Origin of the sequence: Salinicoccus halitifaciens (genome assembly GCF_021026095.1) — a bacterium.
Lineage (GTDB): Bacteria > Bacillota > Bacilli > Staphylococcales > Salinicoccaceae > Lacicoccus > Lacicoccus halitifaciens.
This window is the reverse complement of record NZ_JAJNCU010000003.1, coordinates 93,739-113,503: the sequence shown is the minus strand read 5'-3', so window position 1 is coordinate 113,503 and position 19,765 is coordinate 93,739. Positions and strand designations below refer to the sequence as shown.

General features: G+C 46.1%; 17 protein-coding genes and 1 pseudogene. 6 read left to right on the top strand and 12 right to left on the bottom strand.

What is annotated here, in order from left to right; all coding sequences use genetic code 11:
• Positions 1–48 precede the first annotated feature (48 nt).
• From LPW40_RS07100 to LPW40_RS07065, 7 genes and pseudogenes are all read right to left on the bottom strand, one after another.
• Entirely contained in the window at positions 49–960 is a 912-nt protein-coding gene (locus LPW40_RS07100) for a conjugal transfer protein (RefSeq protein WP_230821539.1), read from the bottom strand.
• Positions 961–1,006: 46 nt separating this feature from the next.
• Positions 1,007–2,695, bottom strand: coding sequence for a lysozyme family protein (locus tag LPW40_RS07090; RefSeq protein WP_330166179.1), 1,689 nt, complete (start codon positions 2,693–2,695; stop codon positions 1,007–1,009).
• A gap of 24 nt (positions 2,696–2,719) precedes the next feature.
• Positions 2,720–3,495, bottom strand: a pseudogene (locus LPW40_RS07085) (Mom family adenine methylcarbamoylation protein).
• Positions 3,496–3,504: 9 nt separating this feature from the next.
• Entirely contained in the window at positions 3,505–3,882 is a 378-nt protein-coding gene (locus tag LPW40_RS07080) for a YdcP family protein (RefSeq protein ID WP_230821538.1), read from the bottom strand.
• Positions 3,883–3,896: 14 nt separating this feature from the next.
• The gene (locus LPW40_RS07075) at positions 3,897–4,211 is read right to left on the bottom strand and encodes a YdcP family protein (RefSeq protein WP_230821537.1); all 315 of its coding nucleotides are present in this window, start codon (positions 4,209–4,211) and stop codon (positions 3,897–3,899) included.
• A gap of 493 nt (positions 4,212–4,704) precedes the next feature.
• Positions 4,705–5,127: a hypothetical protein gene (locus LPW40_RS07070; protein WP_230821536.1), complete on the bottom strand. Its 423-nt coding sequence runs from the start codon at positions 5,125–5,127 to the stop codon at positions 4,705–4,707.
• On the bottom strand, positions 5,111–5,347 hold the full coding sequence (locus LPW40_RS07065; RefSeq protein WP_230821535.1) for a hypothetical protein: 237 nt from the start codon (positions 5,345–5,347) through the stop codon (positions 5,111–5,113). Before LPW40_RS07065 ends, LPW40_RS07070 begins: the two co-directional genes overlap by 17 nt.
• Before the next feature lie 511 nt (positions 5,348–5,858).
• Here LPW40_RS07065 and LPW40_RS07060 point away from each other — a divergent pair.
• A complete protein-coding gene (locus tag LPW40_RS07060; protein WP_230821534.1) occupies positions 5,859–6,794 on the top strand; it encodes an NADP-dependent oxidoreductase in 936 nt (311 codons plus the stop codon).
• Between the two features lie 157 nt (positions 6,795–6,951).
• Here the strand turns inward: LPW40_RS07060 and plsX are convergent, their stop codons facing one another.
• The 5 genes from plsX to LPW40_RS07035 all read right to left on the bottom strand — a co-directional run bounded on the left by plsX (position 6,952) and on the right by LPW40_RS07035 (position 12,367).
• Positions 6,952–7,941, bottom strand: a complete 990-nt coding sequence (gene plsX / locus LPW40_RS07055) for a phosphate acyltransferase PlsX (RefSeq protein WP_230821533.1) — start codon at positions 7,939–7,941, stop codon at positions 6,952–6,954.
• Positions 7,942–8,820, bottom strand: coding sequence for a DegV family protein (locus tag LPW40_RS07050; protein ID WP_230821532.1), 879 nt, complete (start codon positions 8,818–8,820; stop codon positions 7,942–7,944). It abuts the gene before it with no gap.
• Positions 8,821–8,846: 26 nt separating this feature from the next.
• Complete coding sequence (gene fabF, locus LPW40_RS07045; protein WP_230821531.1) at positions 8,847–10,082, bottom strand: beta-ketoacyl-ACP synthase II; 1,236 nt, start codon at positions 10,080–10,082, stop codon at positions 8,847–8,849.
• A gap of 198 nt (positions 10,083–10,280) precedes the next feature.
• The gene (locus LPW40_RS07040; protein WP_230821530.1) at positions 10,281–11,072 is read right to left on the bottom strand and encodes a hypothetical protein; all 792 of its coding nucleotides are present in this window, start codon (positions 11,070–11,072) and stop codon (positions 10,281–10,283) included.
• Positions 11,073–11,221: 149 nt separating this feature from the next.
• Complete coding sequence (locus LPW40_RS07035) at positions 11,222–12,367, bottom strand: CAP domain-containing protein (protein ID WP_230821529.1); 1,146 nt, start codon at positions 12,365–12,367, stop codon at positions 11,222–11,224.
• 247 nt (positions 12,368–12,614) lie between these two features.
• On the opposite strand from LPW40_RS07035, the gene LPW40_RS07030 reads away from it, so the two are divergent.
• The 5 genes from LPW40_RS07030 to LPW40_RS07010 all read left to right on the top strand — a co-directional run bounded on the left by LPW40_RS07030 (position 12,615) and on the right by LPW40_RS07010 (position 19,616).
• On the top strand, positions 12,615–13,025 hold the full coding sequence (locus tag LPW40_RS07030; protein ID WP_230821528.1) for an RDD family protein: 411 nt from the start codon (positions 12,615–12,617) through the stop codon (positions 13,023–13,025).
• A gap of 190 nt (positions 13,026–13,215) precedes the next feature.
• The gene (gene cls, locus LPW40_RS07025) at positions 13,216–14,736 is read left to right on the top strand and encodes a cardiolipin synthase (RefSeq protein ID WP_230821527.1); all 1,521 of its coding nucleotides are present in this window, start codon (positions 13,216–13,218) and stop codon (positions 14,734–14,736) included.
• A 192-nt stretch (positions 14,737–14,928) separates the two neighbouring features.
• On the top strand, positions 14,929–16,596 hold the full coding sequence (locus tag LPW40_RS07020; RefSeq protein ID WP_230821526.1) for a glutathione ABC transporter substrate-binding protein: 1,668 nt from the start codon (positions 14,929–14,931) through the stop codon (positions 16,594–16,596).
• A 353-nt stretch (positions 16,597–16,949) separates the two neighbouring features.
• Complete coding sequence (locus LPW40_RS07015; RefSeq protein ID WP_230821525.1) at positions 16,950–17,957, top strand: aminomethyltransferase family protein; 1,008 nt, start codon at positions 16,950–16,952, stop codon at positions 17,955–17,957.
• Between the two features lie 273 nt (positions 17,958–18,230).
• The gene (locus LPW40_RS07010; RefSeq protein WP_230821524.1) at positions 18,231–19,616 is read left to right on the top strand and encodes a flavin monoamine oxidase family protein; all 1,386 of its coding nucleotides are present in this window, start codon (positions 18,231–18,233) and stop codon (positions 19,614–19,616) included.
• The last annotated feature ends 149 nt before the right edge of the window (positions 19,617–19,765 follow it).

The following is a 19,765-nucleotide window of genomic DNA, read 5'->3' as shown; positions in this document are numbered from 1 at the left end:
AAAATTAAATTTGATGTTATTCTTTTTATACTCACAATGATAATATTTTTATTCAACAATCATCCAGTTCATATCTTTTTCTAGTATCAGTTCATATTGGGAAAATAGATTGGCTTTTGTAGTTTCATCCAAATACTTCACTGTGACCCATGTTTTGATCTGCCCATCGTGTGCTTGGAAGACCGGGTCAATCAGTTCAGAAAACGAATAGTTTTCATTAATCGGTGGCAGGACATCATCTTTGACATAATAGCTGAGTTCTTGCTCTGTGGCCGTCGGATAAGCGGTAAAGAAAGTTTCTAAGAAAGCGATGATTTCTTCTTCCGTCTCGGAATCGACAGAGTTATTATTTTCCACGGTTTCTGGTTCATAATCTGATTTTTGTATGTCATTCCACGGGGTTGGATTTTGGGTGATGACCAGATTACCTGTTTCATCTTGATGCAGTACAATGCGATAGGTCGATCGGGTGGATATGTCGTCATCATCTTCTGTAATCTCTTGGTGCACAGAATAGATTACGGCATACGTATTTTCCGTTTCTTCGGCCACCGACCAAATGCTCACATCTATGACATCCGCGCTTGTGAGTGTGTCCTCTCCAAGCACATCGGCATTTAATGCCTGTAAATCATCGGTCATATACTCACTGAGTTCGACAGTGCGGGCTTCCAATGCTGCCGTTTCATTTTCCCACGAGTGATACACTGCCACAAAATTATGGGTAAAACTCTCAATCGCATTCGTATCGATCATCTCTGTTTCTATGACTTCCTTTTCATGCACCGTATGTTGGTCAACCGCCGTAAAGTTCTTATAAATCCCAAATGCGAGACTGCTGATTAAGAGCACCCATAAAATCAGTACTGATTTTTTCCGGGTACCCACTGTCTTCACTTTCATTCTTTTCTCTTCGGTCGGTTGTCTCGTTTTTTCTTTTTGTCTAAAAGGTAATTTCATCCTGTCTCATCCTTTCTTTAATTCATTAATTGGGACGACTTAAAGGTTAATAAATATATTCGAGTTGACTGGCATCTGAAGCGGAGACCGTCCGGTAATTGATGACGTTATGCGCTTCCCAGTTCATTTCGGAGACGACGACGGAGCCGTCATCATTCACCGTCTCAACAAATGCCACATGCCCATACCGGCAACTGACATTCAATTGACAATAACCATAGACCATGACGGCGCCGGCTCTGGGTTCACTGCCGGTCGACATCCCCGACGCTTTGGCTTTTGGTGTCCAACTACCGGCATCGCCTAATCGTGAATTTTCTAAAGGCGCACCAATCTCTCGCCTGCGATTATCGACATAGTACGTACATTCGCCTTCAGGATGGATGCCACTGTAATCGGACGGATCGGGTGTGGGAAACTCACCATCTGTTATACGTTCTATACTTTCATTACTGTCATCATCTGTATGATTTAAATGTTGAAGCACATGATCGACATAAAACATGTTGCCGTAGCCATAACGCCACCCGCCATTTTCTGCCACGGCGACAGGGTTGTTGTAAGAGACTGTTTCCCCGTCTGACTGTGCTTCTGCGAATGCTTCGGCCAGCTCAAATGAATAGGTACTGCCGCGTTCAGCGACATAATCAATGAAGCCACCGCCGTAATTATAGGCTTGAAGGACAGTTTCATCATCCACACCTTTCAATTCAGCATCTTTTAGGAGTGTCGCCAGATATTGAGTGCCTTGTTCAATGGAGGCCTCCGTATCCAACGTATTCGGCGGTAAGCCGAAATATGCATAATTTTCCCCGGTTTTGTAGTTCGGCATGTCTTTCATATTCTCATTCCGCGTCATCATATCTGCATAAAATTGGTCAATACATGTGATCATGTCGGCTTTTGTATGGTAGACATCAGGCATCACCGTCGATAAATCCGCCAAATCCGCATTCTTCGGATCGAGCACATATAACTTTGCATCCGTTTTGGATAGGGCTTCAATCAAAGTCAGGATGAAATACGTCTTTCCGCCGCCGGTGCCACCCACAATGAGCATGTGCGGCAACTGATCATATTCCCAATAGAGGGATTTCATCAATTTCAAACGGCCATTTTGCGCCGTCACCGCATCAATCGAAATCCGGTTCGCCCGCATATCATGGACCATCACATATTCGACATACGCATCATGGAGCTCTTTGGATACGAGTTCACAATACAAGCCGCTTTCCAGTTTCTTTTCCAAATTCAATAAGGGGTCCTGGTATTTACCCAATGTAATTTCCACTTGAATATGGAGGTGCCCATTTTTAAGCCGGTAATACACTTTTGGAAACGTACTGATTGTCTCTTTGGTTTTTCCACTGGGAGCATCCTTGAAGAAACTGTCTGATGTCACTTTTTTGGTTTCATACCACCCATTTTCGAGTATCATTTTAGCCAGTTTCTGGCGATGGATGATCTGTTTGAAATGCCGATGGTGATATCGGTAATACAAAAACGCACAGGCCGCTGTGATGAACAGACTGATGCATAGCGTCACGAGGCCATGTGGCCGGATGAAGTGGGCTTGAAATGCATCAAGTGTCCAAGTGCTCGACCATAGAAAAGGGAGGTGAAACGGTAAAAAGGCAAGCAGCCATATGCCCACTAATGCACCCGTCACAAAGCGGTAAACCAAATACTGATCGCTGGGTTTAATACGTCTGCCTTTATAATGAAAGAGTTTCATAAGCCCTCCTTTCAAAAATTCAATTTAATGCACCTTTTGCGTATTATAGAAAGCAACGTGTTTATCAAACGTCGGTTGGGATATCTGTTCATATTTCCGGTGGGCAATCCGCTTTTCAAACAACAAATCTCTCTGTTTCGGATAGTCCCTTTGTTGGTAGGGATAAGGAGCTAACAGGCGTTGGCATCGGTCGTCAGCGGATAAATATAGCGAAACATGCGGCTGTTGATTTTCTCAATGCCTCTATATTCACAAAAATCCTGCGTGAGCCAATGCTTTTTCTCCACATTATCAAAACGCGCATTTTTTTCTAATAACAATCGGGCACTTCGTGGATGAATTTTCTCGTATGTCTGTGCGTCCCGATAGACACTGGTTTTAAAATGCCCACAATAATAGAAGTTCGATGCCTGGTACACGTAGCCGCATTTACCTTCGATGCCATCGGCGAGTGTATATAAAAATAGGCAGTCGGTATGCTTTCTTAACCACTGAATCAGCGTGGAAAGTGCGCGACTGCCAAAATATTGATTGTGGTTCATCTCGGGCAAAAAGCACATTTTGCCAATTTCCAAATAATCTTTGGTTTGAAGGTTTTCATCTGGAAAGAGTTTACGAATCGTCTGTAAGGGCTGTGTGCCCCAACTCAGTTCAACAACCCCCAACAGCTTTTCTTCTGAAAAAATTCCTAAGAAATATTTACATAGCTTCGGGATGATTTTAGCGTAGTGATAGTGACGGATAAAATTAATGGCGTCATCTTTCGGGATTTCTTTGATCGCCAGTGGTGTTTTTGTCATAAGCAATGCCTATTTTTCATTGTCCAGTTCATCTTTCTTCGGCTTCTGCGGTGGTTTTTGGGCCTCTTTTAATACAATGTCATCGGCCTTGATATACCAATCGACGTCGGCGCCGCGAAACGTTGCATTGGCGACCGTATCCGCCACTGGATTGATGATCGTCACTTCTGCGTTATAATCGAATGTTTTTAACGGGACCGATGCCGGAATACTGACTTGAATCATGCGGCCTTGGGCTTTCGATTTTAAATCATAGGTGCGTTCTTTGACTTCGGATGATACCGTCCCATCTTCATTTTGTAGAAAGACTTCCCGACGCAACGCCGAAAACTTCAATAGACCGAATGTATCTTCCTTATTGATGACAATCCCTTGTGCGAGTCTCATATGATTTCCTCCTCTTATGCTTTGACCATGTCGTCAGCATGTAGAATATATTTTGTGAAGCCCCGTTCTCCAATTTTATAGCCTTCTGCGGTGATGCGTGCATTGACCAGTTTCACCTGATCTTCATGTTCAAAGAATTTTTCTCCGGCTTCCTGGGGGAGGATGACTTCCACATCATCCGCCCGTTGGACATCCGAATATAGATTATAGCGACGGGAGAGTGTTGTCATTCGGCCATTGACGCGGCGTTGTTCCACTTTGCCTTCTCCGGCGTATTCTAAATTGCCAAATGTCTGTGCCATGTTCGGAATCACATATTTTAGTTCCATTAATTTGACCTCATTTCTAAATTTGATTTTTATTACGATGGAGATGTTTACAACAAATTAGAAGGGGGAGGGGAGCGAGAATAAAAAGTGGTCATAATCTAGCACCTCCTTAGCAAGGTTATTTAGTAAAATTAAATATTTCATCAAGATGCGTAACAGAAAGATGATATTGAACGAGTCATTTCCATCGTGGCAAATTGTATATAAGAATGTTATATTTCATAGAACATTACTTCCTATTTAAGAATAAAAAAGCCGAAATGATTTCTCATCTCAGCTTCATGATTTATTAAAATCTGTGGCACAGTCGTGGCACACTTCATATCAAATTGAATGTTTTTATAGTTGTTGATATTTTATAAAAGTCTGTCATATCAACGATGTTGCACCATATTGTATTGGCGAAGTATAGAGTGGGAATAGTATAAAAAGCTGCAGACCTTTGAATTCAAAGGTCTGCAGCTTTTTTCATGCCGTGATAATTACAGTCGATTTAGAATAGATCGGTACCTCTCAGCTTGAGGAGTGTCCGGACGATGTACCTTTTTCCGGATTCATCTTCGTCAAAGCTTTTCTCATCGAAGATGCAACCTCTTTCTTTAAAGAAAGTGTGCCATCTGCCGTTTTCTTTATAATAATGAAAGCCTTCAGTCATGGGATGCCTGCTCGAAGATTCAGTTTGTGGAAGCCCGTGTAACTGAATATACTCATACACTTCTTCAAAATTAACAGTGAAAACTTCGGAATAACTGTTGCTCCTCATATTTTCAACATCGAGCATTTCACAGGCAAAACCAAATGGGTCTCCATACAGCAGCACTTCTATCTGGATTTCTTTTTTAATCAATACTATCAACTCCATATTGAGATGCAGCGGTGAAAAAATAACTTCCCCTAATTTAAAAGTTACTGTCATTTTTCTTATGCCTCGATCTCGATAGATGTCCCAGATCAGACGTTGACCGGGCTTCATGCTTAATCTCTGACACGACTTCTTTATCGTAATGATAGTCCACTCTGTCCATCAATTCATAGAGATGGAGCCAGTGCAGCAGATCATCCGGCGAGTTCAGTTCGGCAACAGCAACTTTGAAAATCCTATCAGTCAGGTGATAGATCTGTCTATAATCATCCACTTCAATGATTTGTGACGCCAGGAAATCAATATGTGCTCTCGCACATGTTTCAAACGACGGCTGCTTTGTTCCCAGCTCCTCTGATGATCGTTTAAAATAAGACTCTATTTCAAAGAGGTTGTCCAAAGGCGAAAATGATGAAATGATTTTCAATGAAGGCGATGAAGTACCTTCACTTAATAATGTGTGGGACCAATTGATATAATCCCGGGCCGTGATTGTACCTTTATGTATTTTATAAAAAAGATGGTTTGTCTCCATATTTTCTGTATTTCCCTGCCCTTCTGTCCGAACTTGCAATCGTTTGTTATGACAATATTATAAATCGCCTTGAAAATAAAATCCCGCATACCGTCTTCATCCCTTAAGGTTTGGACCAGCCTTTCCCTGGCAACATGATCATCATCTTTGTGAAGCGTTGTATGGATGGGTATACTTGAAAATGAAGATGAATATTAAAAGGATAAAGCAAAAATATATTTTACGACATTACCATGAGAGGAGAATTTAATTGAAGACGATCATAACAGAAGCATATGGCGGTGTAGAAGAGTTCAAGGCAGCCGAGCTGGAGACGCCGGGGGTGACAGGAAATGAAGTGCTTGTGGAGGTTCATGCAGTAGCTGTGAACCGGATGGATGTGAAAGTACGTGCCGGGGATTTCAAGAAAGTGATACCTTTATCATTCCCCATTATTTTTGGATGGGATATTTCAGGGACTGTAAAAGAAGTGGGCGGACTTGTTGAAAAATTCAAAGTCGGAGATGAAGTAGTCGGCAAAGCAGAACTTAAAAAGCCGGGTGGATTTGCGGAATACATCGTAATGGAAGATAAACTTCTTGTGAGTAAGCCTGAGAATGTGTCTTTTGAAGAGGCGGCTGCGGTGCCGCTGACAAGTATGACAGCCTGGCAGATGCTTAAAGATAAGGCGGAAATCGAAGCCGGAGAGAAGGTCTTCATCCATGCAGGTTCAGGCGGTGTCGGCAGCTTTGCGATTCAACTTGCCAAGTATTTTGGAGCAGAAGTCACAACGACCACAAGCGGGAAAAATGCAGAGTTCGTAAAAAATCTGGGTGCAGATACGGTGATCAATTATCGGGAAGAAGATTTTTCTGAACGTAAAATGGAGTTCGACGTCGTGCTGGACACACTCGGCGGAGAGATACAGGAAAAAAGCTATGATGTCCTGAAACCGGGCGGCAGACTGGTATCCATTGCAGGAAAGCCGGATAAAGAATTGGCTGAAGAGAAGGGTGTGACTGCAATGTATCTGAATTCCTCCACCAAAGTCGATCAATTGGAAAAGATTATGGGGCTGGTCTCGGAAGGAACGGTGAAGCCGGCTGTCGGTGAAATATTCCCCTTCACTGTTGAAGGTGTGCAGGAAGCGCATAAACTGAGTGAATCCGGACATGCAAAAGGTAAAATCATCGTAAAGATCAAATGAACAAAATAGAATATCAGAACAATGAAAACCACCCGCAGACTGCGAAATCTGTGGGTGGTTTGATATTTGGGAAATCAATCATATCTGCTTCTTCTGTGAATCCATCATTAAAGATTCATCTGAATTTTAATTTCCGGTTCCATGATTAAAACAATGTTTACTGTTGATCATTAAAGATGCTGTTGTTTGTCAGCCTGGCTGCCATCTCCACGCTGTGCTTGAACATCACTTCATCTGCTGCCCCGTGGGTGATGACGACGGGGGCATTGATTCCGAGGATGAAGCCGCCTCCGATGTCTACATTGGTGTAGCGTTTAATGCGTGCATCTACCGCTTTTTCAATGACCTGCACTGCATCTTCATCCAATTGTTCGTCTTTCTTAACATTGTTTAACAGATCATTTAACAAAATTTCTGCTGTGCCTTCGACACTCTTCAACATGATGTTTCCCGTAAAACCGTCAGCGAGGACAATATCATGTGTGCTGTTCAAAAGGACGGACGGCTCAACATTGCCGGTGAAGTTCAAATCATCCTCTGCAGCAAGCATCTGGAAGACCTCTTTTGAGAAGGCATTGCCTTTGGAAGGTTCCGAACCGATATTGAGCAGCCCGACCCGTGGATTCCGGTTATTGAGGAACTGTTCGGCCATTCTGCTTCCGAGCCTCGCGTATTCCACGAGATGTTCAGGTTTTGCCGTAATGTTTGCGCCTGAATCGATCAACATGTAGTAGGGGGAATTCTCTGAAACCGTGGGCAGGATCGACACTGCTGCCGGACGTGTGATCTCCGGTTTTTTTCCTATCAAAAACAGCCCTCCGGCGTAAATCGCACCGCTGCTGCCGGCGGAGACGAAGGCATCGGCTTCACCTTCCGCAACAGCCTTCAGACCCTTCACAATCGTGGAGTCTTTTTTTCTGCGCACGGCACGCAACGGGTCATCATCATCGGTGATGACCTCGTCTGCCGCAATGATTTCGATCCGTTCTGTATCCGCAAAGTCTGGCAGGGCATCTTCAATCTGCTTCGGCTCTCCGAATAAAAGGCATTCCAGCTCCGGATCCTCCCGCATCGCAAGACAGGTACCGTAAACCGTCGTTCCCGCGCCGTGGTCACCGCCTGCCGTGTCGACTGCAATCTTAACCATCTACTCCACCCCGCACTTTGGCATCAGTCCGAACGACAATGCATCTCTGCCCAGATGAGAACAGAATGCTGTGCCGATCATGCGTATTTCAACAGGCTGTTCCGGAAGCAGTTCCTGGATGGCTTCTTTCAGTTTAAGAGCTTTATTTTCTGAAAGTGCATGGCCTATGCCGATTTGGATTTTTTGGTTGGGATACTGTGCCTGATACCCGGCCGCAAGTTCTGCAAGCTTTTTATTCCGCTGCTTATTTGTACGGTACGTTTCTGTGAGGACCGGCGTATCTCCCGGTATGTACTCAAGGAGGGGGAGGGTCTTGAACGCGTTGTCTTCCAGCTCTTTTAAAGATTCACCCCTGCCGCCTTTAATCAGGTTGTCATGCTTTTCGAGAGCGATGAAGAAGCAGCTGTTTTCATTCAGCCATGTGGCTGTTTCTTTGATTTCTTCAACCGGTTTTCCAGCGTCGATCATGATGGTAATCTGCTGTATCAGCTGCTCCATATTCACGGATAATCCGACCGCATCAAAATTGATGATATTCAGCTGATCTGCATACTCTTGACTGACGGAACGGGCGGTCTGGAATGTGCCGCTGACACCGGAATTTAAATAAACACCGAAGACGGTATCGTAACCTGCATCGATGATTTTTTGGAAGGCATCATGATAATCCCGGATACCGGGCTGCGCCGTCTTGGGCTGTGCCGTGCCTTCCTGCATCCATTCATCGAAAAATTTCTCGAGATGTCTCTCCTCCGTCGACTCGGTGATGACTTCACCGTTTGGAAGTGCAAGGGTGAAGTCAACGTGATATATATCGTTTCTGTCTTTTAAAGGTGAAGCGAGATAAGCTGAGCTGTCGCATAATATCGCTGCTTTCATAAATCATTCCTCCTGATGTTTGAATGTCAGCCGTTCCACCACTTGATGAGCAGTGAGCTGTTATGGCCGCCGAAACCCATTGAATTGGATAAGGCGTATTCAAGCGGTTGTCCCCTGCCTGTCAAAGGCACATAGTCAAGGTCACATTCCGGATCCGGGTTTTGAAGGTTCAGTGTCGGCGGGATGAATCCTTCCCTTAGTGCCTGTATGCAGACGATCGCTTCGGTGCTGCCCGCGGCGCCGAACATGTGGCCGAAGTAACTTTTTGTGCTTGAAACAGGTGTGGAGTAAGCTGCCTCTCCCAAGGCGTATTTTATCGCCTCTGTTTCACTTGAATCATTTGCCGGTGTGCTTGTGCCATGTGCATTGATGTAGGACACCGCTTCAGCCGTGATGCCGCCCATGCGCATCGCTTTCTTCATGGCAGTGCCTGCAGCACGGCCGTCAGGCAGCGGGGCGGTGACATGATGTGCATCGGTGGTCGCACCGTAGCCGGTGATTTCTGCATATATTTCCGCACCTCTGGCCTGGGCGGATTCCAGTGACTCAAGCATCAGTATGCCGGCACCTTCAGCGGGCACGAAGCCGTCGCGTTCCCTGTCGAACGGGCGGGAGGCTTTACCCGGATCGGACTGTGCCGACATTGCCTTCAGGACGGAGAATCCGCTGAATGAAGAATCATTCAAAGTCGCTTCGGCGCCGCCGGCAAGGCACGCAGTGAGCTGGCCCTGGCTGATCTTCATGAAAGCCTCCCCGATCGAGTGGCTGCCGCTTGCGCATGCCGATGAGACGGACATCGAATCACCTTTCAGGCCGAAGCGCATGGCGATGTTCGCAGCTGCCATGTTCACGGGCGTCTTGATATGGAAGAGGGGTTCGACTTTATTCGGACCTCTTTCCTGCATTCTTCTGACATTATCCTCCATGGCGGTATACCCTCCGCTGCCGGAACCGACGATGACGCCGGTATCGAATGCATTCTCACTGTTGATTTCAAAGCCACTCATTTTGAATGCCTCATCTGCAGCGGCGACCGCATATTGTGCGTACAAATCCATCCTTTTGGCTTCCCGCTTATCCATCACCGCTCCCGGATCAAAGCCCTTCACTTCTGCCGCCATCGACGTCCTGTAATCATCCGGGTTCACTTTAGTCGCAAGCCTGATGCCGTGCCTGTATGTACGGATATTCTTCCACATATCTGCAAGGTTGTTTCCAATGGGGGTGACTGCACCCATACCTGTTACCACAACTCGAACCATTTGATCATTCCTTCAATTTTCATTGTATGTATATTAAGAAAACATTCACTTTTTCATTGTAACACTCAGAGATGAGAGACTGAAGCGGGGAGGATTCATGAGGGAGGCGGGTGAAATAAAATAAAAAAGACATGCTGCAGGTGATGACTGCAGCATGTCCTATTTTGATTATGAAATTAATTCAATTCATTATGTGTTTTAATGACCTACAGGTGCATACGACCAGATCCAGCAAACACCGTCGAACATGAAGTGGTATTCATAACCATCATGGATGAAATAGTGTTCGTAAGGATGTGCATTCAGCGGTCCCGAATTCAATGTTTCAGGTTCATGCATCGCAAGATAAGCCAGGGTGTCATATGAAATATCGACATTTATTGGATGGATTTCATCATGCCATACCTTGTCACCGTGATAGTCGTAATAGTAGTCATCGTCATAATAATGATCATCAGGGTAATCATAGTAGTAAGGGTAGTCATAGTAATTCAGGTCGTGGTCATAGGGATAGTCAAAATAATCATAGCCGTGATGACCATCATACCAGCCATCGTCGTAACCGGCGTAATAGCCGTCATACCAGCCATCATCGTAACCCATTTCGTAGTCAGTGTAACCATAGTAATAGTCATCGTAGTAATAATCGTCTGAGTAGTCATAATACCCGTCGTCGTGTCCTGACATCTGCATTTCTTCTCTTTGCCATATCATCGCAACAGCTTCATTGAATGCAACCTGGGACAAATTGCCGAAATCCTTGTCGTAAGCTAGCTGGCTGATTTCGTTCTGTGCTTCCTGTGACATCCACGTTGAATCAAAATCGGTGTTCGCCCAGCCGTCACCGTCGGGATCCGTTTCAGCAGGGAGTACTTCTCCCCAGACCGTCTTCGCGCCTTCTGTCTCGTTCGCTTGTGCCGTGTCATCCAGCCCTGTAACCATCAGCGCGAGTGCAGCAAAAAGTGGGAACAGCCAAAATCCTTTCTTCATTAGAGCAGTCTCCTCTCAGGAAAAGGGTATATTCACACTAATGATACCATAGAAAATTGAATTTTCAAAATATTATTTAAGATTTAGCAGATGTTGACAGTTGATGAAGGAGGGTCGGATGAATTCGACGGAATTAAATCATTTTCCCTTCAATTGAACCACGAACGGGTCAGGAATTTCTCTGTATAGAACGGCTGGTCGTGCTCATTGAAGGCGACGCCTACGCCGAGTTCTTCAAATCTATTGTGCAGTATGTTCTCACGGTGCCCTTCGGAGTTCATCAGCCCGTGATGGGCGAAGATGCTGCTCGGCTGGCCGGCGGCGAGGTTTTCACCTGCGGTGCTGAATGAAATGCCATCTTCCTCCATCCGGTCGAACGGGGACTGTCCCTCCTGGTTCTGATGGCTGAAATAATTGTTCTCGGCCATATCCGCACTGTGATCCCTTGCGGTGACGCTGACTTCCCCATGCCATTCAAGAACCGGCAGCTCGTGTTTCACGCGTGCGGCGTTGGTCAGGTCGAATAACTGGTACTCCAGGCCCTCACCCAATGACTCACTGGCTGGCGCAAAGAGTCCGTCTTTCGATGCTTCAAGCGATTCATCGATCAGCTGGATGGCGGTCATCTGATCTTCCCGGTGGATGTCATAGAAAATAGTGGTGTGCACACCCTCCAACAGGTACAAGTCATATGCACTTTCTTCATCGAGCTGATAAATATGATAACCGCTCTGAATCGTTTCCTCGGGTTTGCCCAATATCCCGTTCACTGTCTCCTGGGAAGTCCCGAGCGAAATGTCGGACCGGGAAGAAATCAGGTCATGATTGGTGTACAAACCGCGGACCGTGTCCTCCTCATCATATGCGACCATCATGAAGTTCTGATAATTTTCATGGTAGGCGGACCACTCCACGCCATATTCATTCATACTCTCACGCTCCGGTGCACCGTACATTTCCTCAACGGCTTCCCGTGAATCACCAAGTTCAATATTCCCGACGGAAAAGAACTGTTCATCCGGGGCTGATAGTTCCGGGAGCATGACTTCTTCATCATCGGTTTCGCCTTCGGTAGATGTGATGTCGGAGAAGAGTGAGGCAGCACGCTGCTGCAGGGCATCGAAGTCGATGCCTTCAATCACGCCCGTGGTGAACTCACCTGCGATATCGAACGCTTCTGAAAGCTGCTCCGGCATGACCTGCCGTACAGGTTCTTCCCAATATGGTTTTGTGAAAACAGCTCCCGCCATAAGCAGGAGTACAAGAAATAAACGTCTTAAAATATCAACCACCATCTTTCTTATATAAAAAAATAAACCAACTGCATTTCATTAAGAATGAGAAACACAGTTGATTTATGAACCGTAAATCAAAGATCTACTTTTATGTTGTATTTAATTTTACTTCATTGATATCCCCAATCTCAAGTGAAGAGGGCCGGAATGCGCGGGTGCCACATAAGGGGCGGGTGTGCCCCGGGCTTTTGATATGATACAGTAATATTAAAGCAAAAAAAGAATAAAGCATTCAAGGAGGTATATGATGGAAAGAAGAGGCGGTTTTTGGATCAGGCTGGGTGCCAGGATAGTGGACGGGCTGTTGATGGGTGCTGTGGTGTACCTGCTCATAATCCTGTTCACCCTCGACACGCAGAGTCCGGCAGTACAGGCTGGTGAAAGCCTTTTGATGATCCTTTATTTTGTGCTGGTTCCTGTGCTCTGGGCCGGGCATACAGTCGGGAAGTGGCTGCTGGGCATCCGTATTGTACGTGATGACGGCAGTGAAGTGAATCTTGTCACCATGGTGATACGTGAATTCCTCGTCGGGCTGCTGTATGGTATCACACTCGGCATCGGCGTGATTGTTTCAGGATTCATGATCGGTTTGCGCGAAGATAAGAAATCGATACATGACCTGATCGCTAAAACGAAAGTGGTCTACGGAAGAGCATAGATGTGCCGTGACCCGTGTAGTTGTGGACAGTGAATGCTTTCCTCCCCGGCCGCGGCCCGGGAGGGATTTTTTATTCAGTCTTTGAGAAATGCTTGAGGCGGATGTTGAACTTATGATATCAACGTTTGCTCTGATGGTGCTGAGGGAATAGATGTATGATTTACATGATAAAACTTGAGGGGGATCTGATATGGCATGGCTGACATTTGAAAATCTGTCCAATTACATAAATCTCTATTTATTGCTGGATATCATCCTCATCTCCCTCTTCATCATCAACATCATATTCGCAATCAGCCTGATTTTCCTTGAAAGGCGCCGCAGCCCGCAGAGCGTGTGGGCATGGCTGCTGATCCTGCTCTTCATCCCTATTGTCGGCTTTATATTATACATGCTCTTCGGCCGGACGATCTACAGGCAGAACCTGTTCCAGATGGATGAAGAGGAGCAGGCGAGACTTGAAGGCATCGTTGATGATCAATTGGAGAAACTGCAGGACCGGGGAGGCGAATTCCCAAACACAGTCACTGAAAAGCACAAAGCCTTCATCCATATGATGCTGAAAAGCCATCTGACTTTTCTGACTGACAATAACAGTGTCAAAACATTCACCAACGGCCGGGAAAAATTCGACCATCTGCTGGAGGATATCAGGAATGCCGAAGACCATATCCATCTTCAATATTACATATTCAGGATGGATGTCATCGGACGGGAAATTTACGATGCCCTCGTAGAAAAGCAAAAAGAAGGCGTTGCAGTGAAAGTCCTCTATGACGATCTCGGTTCAAGAAGTCTTGGTAACCGCCACTTTAAAGAATTGAGGAAAGCGGGCGGTGAAGTCTCGGCTTTCTTCCCGAGCGTCCTGCCACTCATCAACCCCCGCCTGAATAACAGGAACCACCGGAAGCTCGTCATCATCGACGGGGTCACCGGATATATCGGCGGCTTCAATGTGGGTGATGAATATGTGGGATTCGATAAACATAAAGGGGAATGGCATGAAGCCAAGCTACCGCCGCGCCGTGACACGCACCTGAGGATAGAAGGCGATGCCGTCAAACTGCTCCAGCTCAGGTTCATGCTCGACTGGAACTCCCACAATAAACGGAGCAATCTGAGGTGGGAAGAACATTACTTCCCGTCGGTCGAGTATGATGGCGATGTGGCCATGCAGATCGCTTCCAGCGGTCCCGATGAAGAATTCCAGCAGGTCAAGAATGGCTACTTTGATATGATCAACAGTGCAAAAGAAACGCTTTATATACAGACACCGTATTTCATCCCGGATCAATCAATATACGAAGCGATCAAGTCGGCGATCTTAAGGGGCGTCAAAGTCCATCTGATGATACCGGACCACCCGGACCATCCGTTCGTCTACTGGGCGACTTATGCCAATGCCGGTGAACTCGTCGACCTGGGTGCAGAAGTCTATATTTATGAAACGGGCTTTATGCATGCCAAGACGATAGTGATAGATGATGAGATGGTCAGCATAGGCACCACTAACTTCGATGTGAGGAGCTTCTATTTGAATTTCGAGGTGAATGCATTCATCTTTGATGAAGAAGAAGCGGTACGTCAACGTCATACTTTTGAGGAAGATATGAAATCGAGCACATTGCTGACAAAGGAGAAATATGAATCAAGAAGCAACTGGATCAAGCTGAAGGAAGTATTGGCGAATCTGATTTCACCGATTTTATAATATGATTTTATAAGACATGCTGCAGGAATCTTTTCCTGTGGCATATTTTTCATTATTGAATCTTTGCCGATTGATGGCCATCGTTGGAAGCTTATTAAAAAAGACAGTTGAACATCATCAATTCCCAGTGGTAAGATATACTTTAATAACATAGTTATTTGCTATGACTTTTAGAGAGGGAGCATATACATAATGAAGAAGTATATTATCATGCTGATGTTGATGGTGAGCATACTGGCAGCATGTACGAATGATGATGCAATCGACGGCAGTGCGGCAGCAGAAGGGGAAGATATTCCGGAAGGCGGTGATTTCATCGTGTCGACGGGCACTGATGCAGTGTCGTTGGATCCACATGGCAGCAATGATCTTTATTCCGACCAGGTGAGGAATACCATCTATGAAGGGTTACTCAAACTGGATGAAAACATGGATATCGTTCCGTTGCTTGCAGAAGATTATGAACAGGTCGATGAGCTGACATGGAGATTCTCCCTCAGGGACGATGTAGTGTTCCATGATGGCAGCGGATTCGATGCAGAAGTCGTCAAGACGAACCTGGAAAGGGTGACTGACCCGGCGGTGGCATCTGCACGGTTGAACATATTCGAGATGATTGACGAAGTGAATGTCATCGATGATTACACTGTGGAGATTGTGACGGAATATCCTTTTTCGCCGTTCCTGAACCACCTGACGCATAACGGCGGCGGAATGATCAGTAAAGAAGTCATTGGTGAGGATTATGAAAATGCACTGGAGAGCGCAGGATATGAAATAACAGCTGCTGAGTATTATGACTTAAGGGAATCAGGCGAGGAAGAGTATTCAGATATCGCAGATGATATTTCCAACCATATCGGGGAAGTTGTGGAAATGAATCCGACCGGCACAAATTATGCAGCTTTTGCCTCACGGCTGCCGGGGGAGGAGACTGTCATTGAACGGTTCGATGATTATTGGGGTGAACCGATGAGCCTGGACACTGTGACTTTTAAAATCATCACTGAAACGAATTCACGGATTGCAGATTTGGAAACCGGGAATTCACATATGATCATGGGCTATGAGGGCAGCCACCTTTCACAGATCGAGCAGAGTGACGTGATGGAGCCATACACTCTTTATAATATGGCTGTGCAGTATATCGGATTCAACACAGAGCGCGAACCTTTGGATGATAAACGTGTAAGGCAGGCAATTTCCCACCTGGTGGACAGGCAGGAAATCATCGACGGCATCTATAGCGGTTCGGGCAGGTTGCCGAAAGGCATCGTGACGTCCAACCTGCTGGGGTATGACGATAGTCTGGAAGGTTATCCATACGACGTGGAAAGAGCGAAGGAACTGATAGAAGAAGCGGGTTATGAAGATGGCTTTGAAATATCGATATTGACGAACGATGACGACGAACGCATCAATGTCGCCGTTTATTTACAGGAAGCCCTGGAAGAAATCAATGTCAAAGCGAGCGTGGAGCAGTTGGAGTGGGGTGCATTCCTCGAGAAAGCAGGACAGGGTGAGCACGATATATTCATACAAGGTGCACCGAATGCGACCGGCGACCCGGATCAGATGTTGTGGGATGTTTTCCATTCTTCCATGAAAGGGCAACAGGGCAACCGCACATTCTTTGATAATGAAAACTTTGATCAGCTGCTCCAGGAAGGTCGGGAAGCGACTTCCAACGAAGAACGCGAAGAAATCTATAAAGAAGCACAGGCGATATTGGAAGAGGAAGCGCCGATGATTTATTTCAGGGAGACTGAAAGCATGAATGCGTACAGGGAGGAAGTGGAAGGGCTGTATATCGACAGCTTCAACAGGCCGGACTTCCGGAATGTCACCATTTCAGAATAGTTTTTACAGGAGAGGGTTAGCAAATATTAATAATAATATTCAGGAACCTGTCGGATGAACCCGGCAGGTTTTTTGTCATTCCGTGAATGTGTGAAGGTACTGACTTTTAAGGCGAAGAGCTTATTTTAACCCAGTGATAAAGTATATTGTAATAATTTTTTACATATAATAGTTTAATATTACCCTTTAATATTAAAATGACATTTTATATAATTGAAAATTCAAAAATTTGCGTCTTTTATCTTGGACAGGGAAACGCTTTCATATACAATGATGGTAAGAAAGCTGGATTACTGATATTAGAAAAAGATATAAATATTGTAAGCCGGCTCAATTTATTTAGGGGGATGGAAATGAGAAACTCAGAAACTTTAAGGAAAGAACATGAATTGGTAAGGGAAAAGGTGGCTTTCTACGATTTCACACTGGAGACGTTGGAAGTGACCGGCAAAGATGCAAGGGAATTTTTGGACTACATCTTTGTGAATGATGTTGCCAATATGAACGAAGGGGATGCTCTATATACATCCATGCTGGATGAAGACGGTTATACACTGGATGATTTCATCATGTTCTGCCGTTCATCGGACACGTTCTGGATCACCACCGGCATGATCGACCAGATGAAGGACTGGGTCGGTAAACATGTCGGGGACAAAGAAGTCGAGTTCAATGACATCACTGAAGAGAAGGGCATCTATGCGGTACAGGGACCTCAGTCAAAAGAGATCCTGAACGGTATTCTGGAGGACAATTTGAACGATCTTGACACTTTCAAGTTCAAAAACACGACGGTTGCGGGCGGCATCGAAGTCATGGCGGCAAGGGTCGGCTTCACAGGTGAGCTCGGATATGAGCTGCATTTCAACCCGGAAAACATGGAGAAGATCGCAGAGGAACTGCGAGGAAAAGGCGTTGAAGAAATCACGGCTGAAGAGGTCACACTGGGCAGTCTGCCTGTTGAAAAAGGCTTCATCGCAGACAGTGAATTCATCGGTGCAAATCCTGTTGAACTCGGGCTCGGCTGGACTGTGAACTGTGAAAAGGATTTCATCGGGAAAGAAAGAACATGTTCTTATAAGAACGATGGGCCTGAGAGATGCCTGCTCGGCTTCTCGGTGGAAGAAGACGGTGTGAACATTGAAAAAGATGATGTTGTGGAAGCGAACGGTGAAGAGGTCGGTAAAGTGACCAATTACACATATGGCTTCTCCGTGGGGAAATATATCGGCTATGCACTGGTGGACAGCAAGGTCCAAAAAGGTGACGAAATCACCATCAAATCAGCAGACGGTGAAGTGAAGACGACCTTACAGGATAGAGTATTCCACACAGCTTCAAGCACTGCCGGAACGCACTAAACGAAGAGCGATGATCCGGTTCCCTTGCCTGATGACCCTTATGCAGAACATTTGATGTCCCGGGGGACTGTTTATGTATAAGGGGCATTCCTGCATTGATGATGAAGGTACAATTCAAACGACAACACAATAAAGTCAGAGTGAAATCAAAATTGGGAATTAACACGAAATGTTGAGATGCAGAAGCATATATCGCACATTGGTTAATTTAGAACGAAGTAATTTTGGACTATATTAATCACTCCAATCCAATATCTGAGGGGAAGATATTCAATGACTAAAAATAACTATGATGTAATCGTTGTCGGTGCCGGTTTTGCAGGAGTGACCGCGTCAAGGGAGTTGAGCAACAAGGGGTATGACACTTTGACCCTGGAGGCGAGGGACCGCATTGGCGGACGGACATGGTTTGATAAAAGACTGGGCAAGGAAATTGAGATGGGCGGCACCTACATCCACTGGAACCAGCCGCATATGTGGGCTGAGATCACACGTTACGGCATTGAGGTCAAGGAGTCACCGTCGGCAGAGCATGCGTATCTTGCGACGAAAGACAAGGTCATCGTCGATACACAGGAATTCATGACTCAGAAACTGATGGAAGGCATGGAGGTGTTCCTGGCGGATGCGGCTGCAAACCGGTACTTCGAACGTCCTTTCAATCCTTATCATGACGATTCCTTGAAAGCGGTCGACCAGTATTCGGTGGCGGATAAGCTCAGGGAAATCCAGCATGCAGTCACGCCTGAAATGAACGGTCTACTGAATTCATTGTGGAGCGGCTATACGAGCACCTCCAATCTGGAGGCGCCGGGGCTTGCCCATGCCTACCGCTGGGCTGCGCTCACGGGGCATGATATGCAGGAGTTCCAGGCGACATTCGAGCAGTACAGCATGAAGACGGGAACGAAATCACTGATTGAGAGCATGATGGCCGACAGCAAGTCGGAACTCAGGCTGTCCACACCGGTGGACTCCGTCGTTAAGACGACCGAGGGTTATAAAGTCGTCTCAAGGGAAGGTGAGGAATTCACCTGTAAGGCGGTGGTCGTTGCCGTGCCGGTGAACGTGCTGAACGATATCAAGTTCACACCGGAACTTTCGGAGGAAAAACGTGCGTTTTCCGAAGAGAAGCAGGCGAGCGAGGGCATCAAAGTATGGGCCAAAGTCCGCGGGCTGAAAGGACCGTCCACCTTCAAGGCGACGGCCGAATTCCCGGTCAACCTTGCCCACACGGAATTCATCAATGAAGCAGGGGATGAGGGGATCATCATGGGCTTCGGCTCGGATTCCACGCTTGATATGAACGACCCGAAAGCAGTCGAGAAGGCGCTCAGGGTCTGGATTCCGGACCTCGAAGTCATTGAAAGTGCCGGCCATAACTGGGTGGAGGACGAATTCGCCAAAGGCACGTGGGGTGTCATCAAAAAAGAGCAGCTGACCAAGTACGGCCAGGAAGTGAAACGGCCGGAAGGCGGCGTGTTCCTGGCGGGCTCCGACTTTGCGAACGGCTGGGCCGGCTATATGGACGGCGCCATCGAGACCGGACTCACGACCAGCAGGGAAGTGTCCAAGTTCCTGCAGGTGGCACAGACTTTCAATGAAAATCTGGAAGATGGAAACCTGGAAGATGAAAACCTTGCCCAGGTGGATGACTGAACCTGAATGAACTTTCCAAACCCTCCGGGTCTGTCCCGGAGGGTTTGTTTTTTGCTGTAAGATTTTTGATGTCCGGTTGTCCCAATTGTTCATATAAACGAAATATTTAAAAAATACTTTGACAAATCCATATAATCATAGTATTGTAA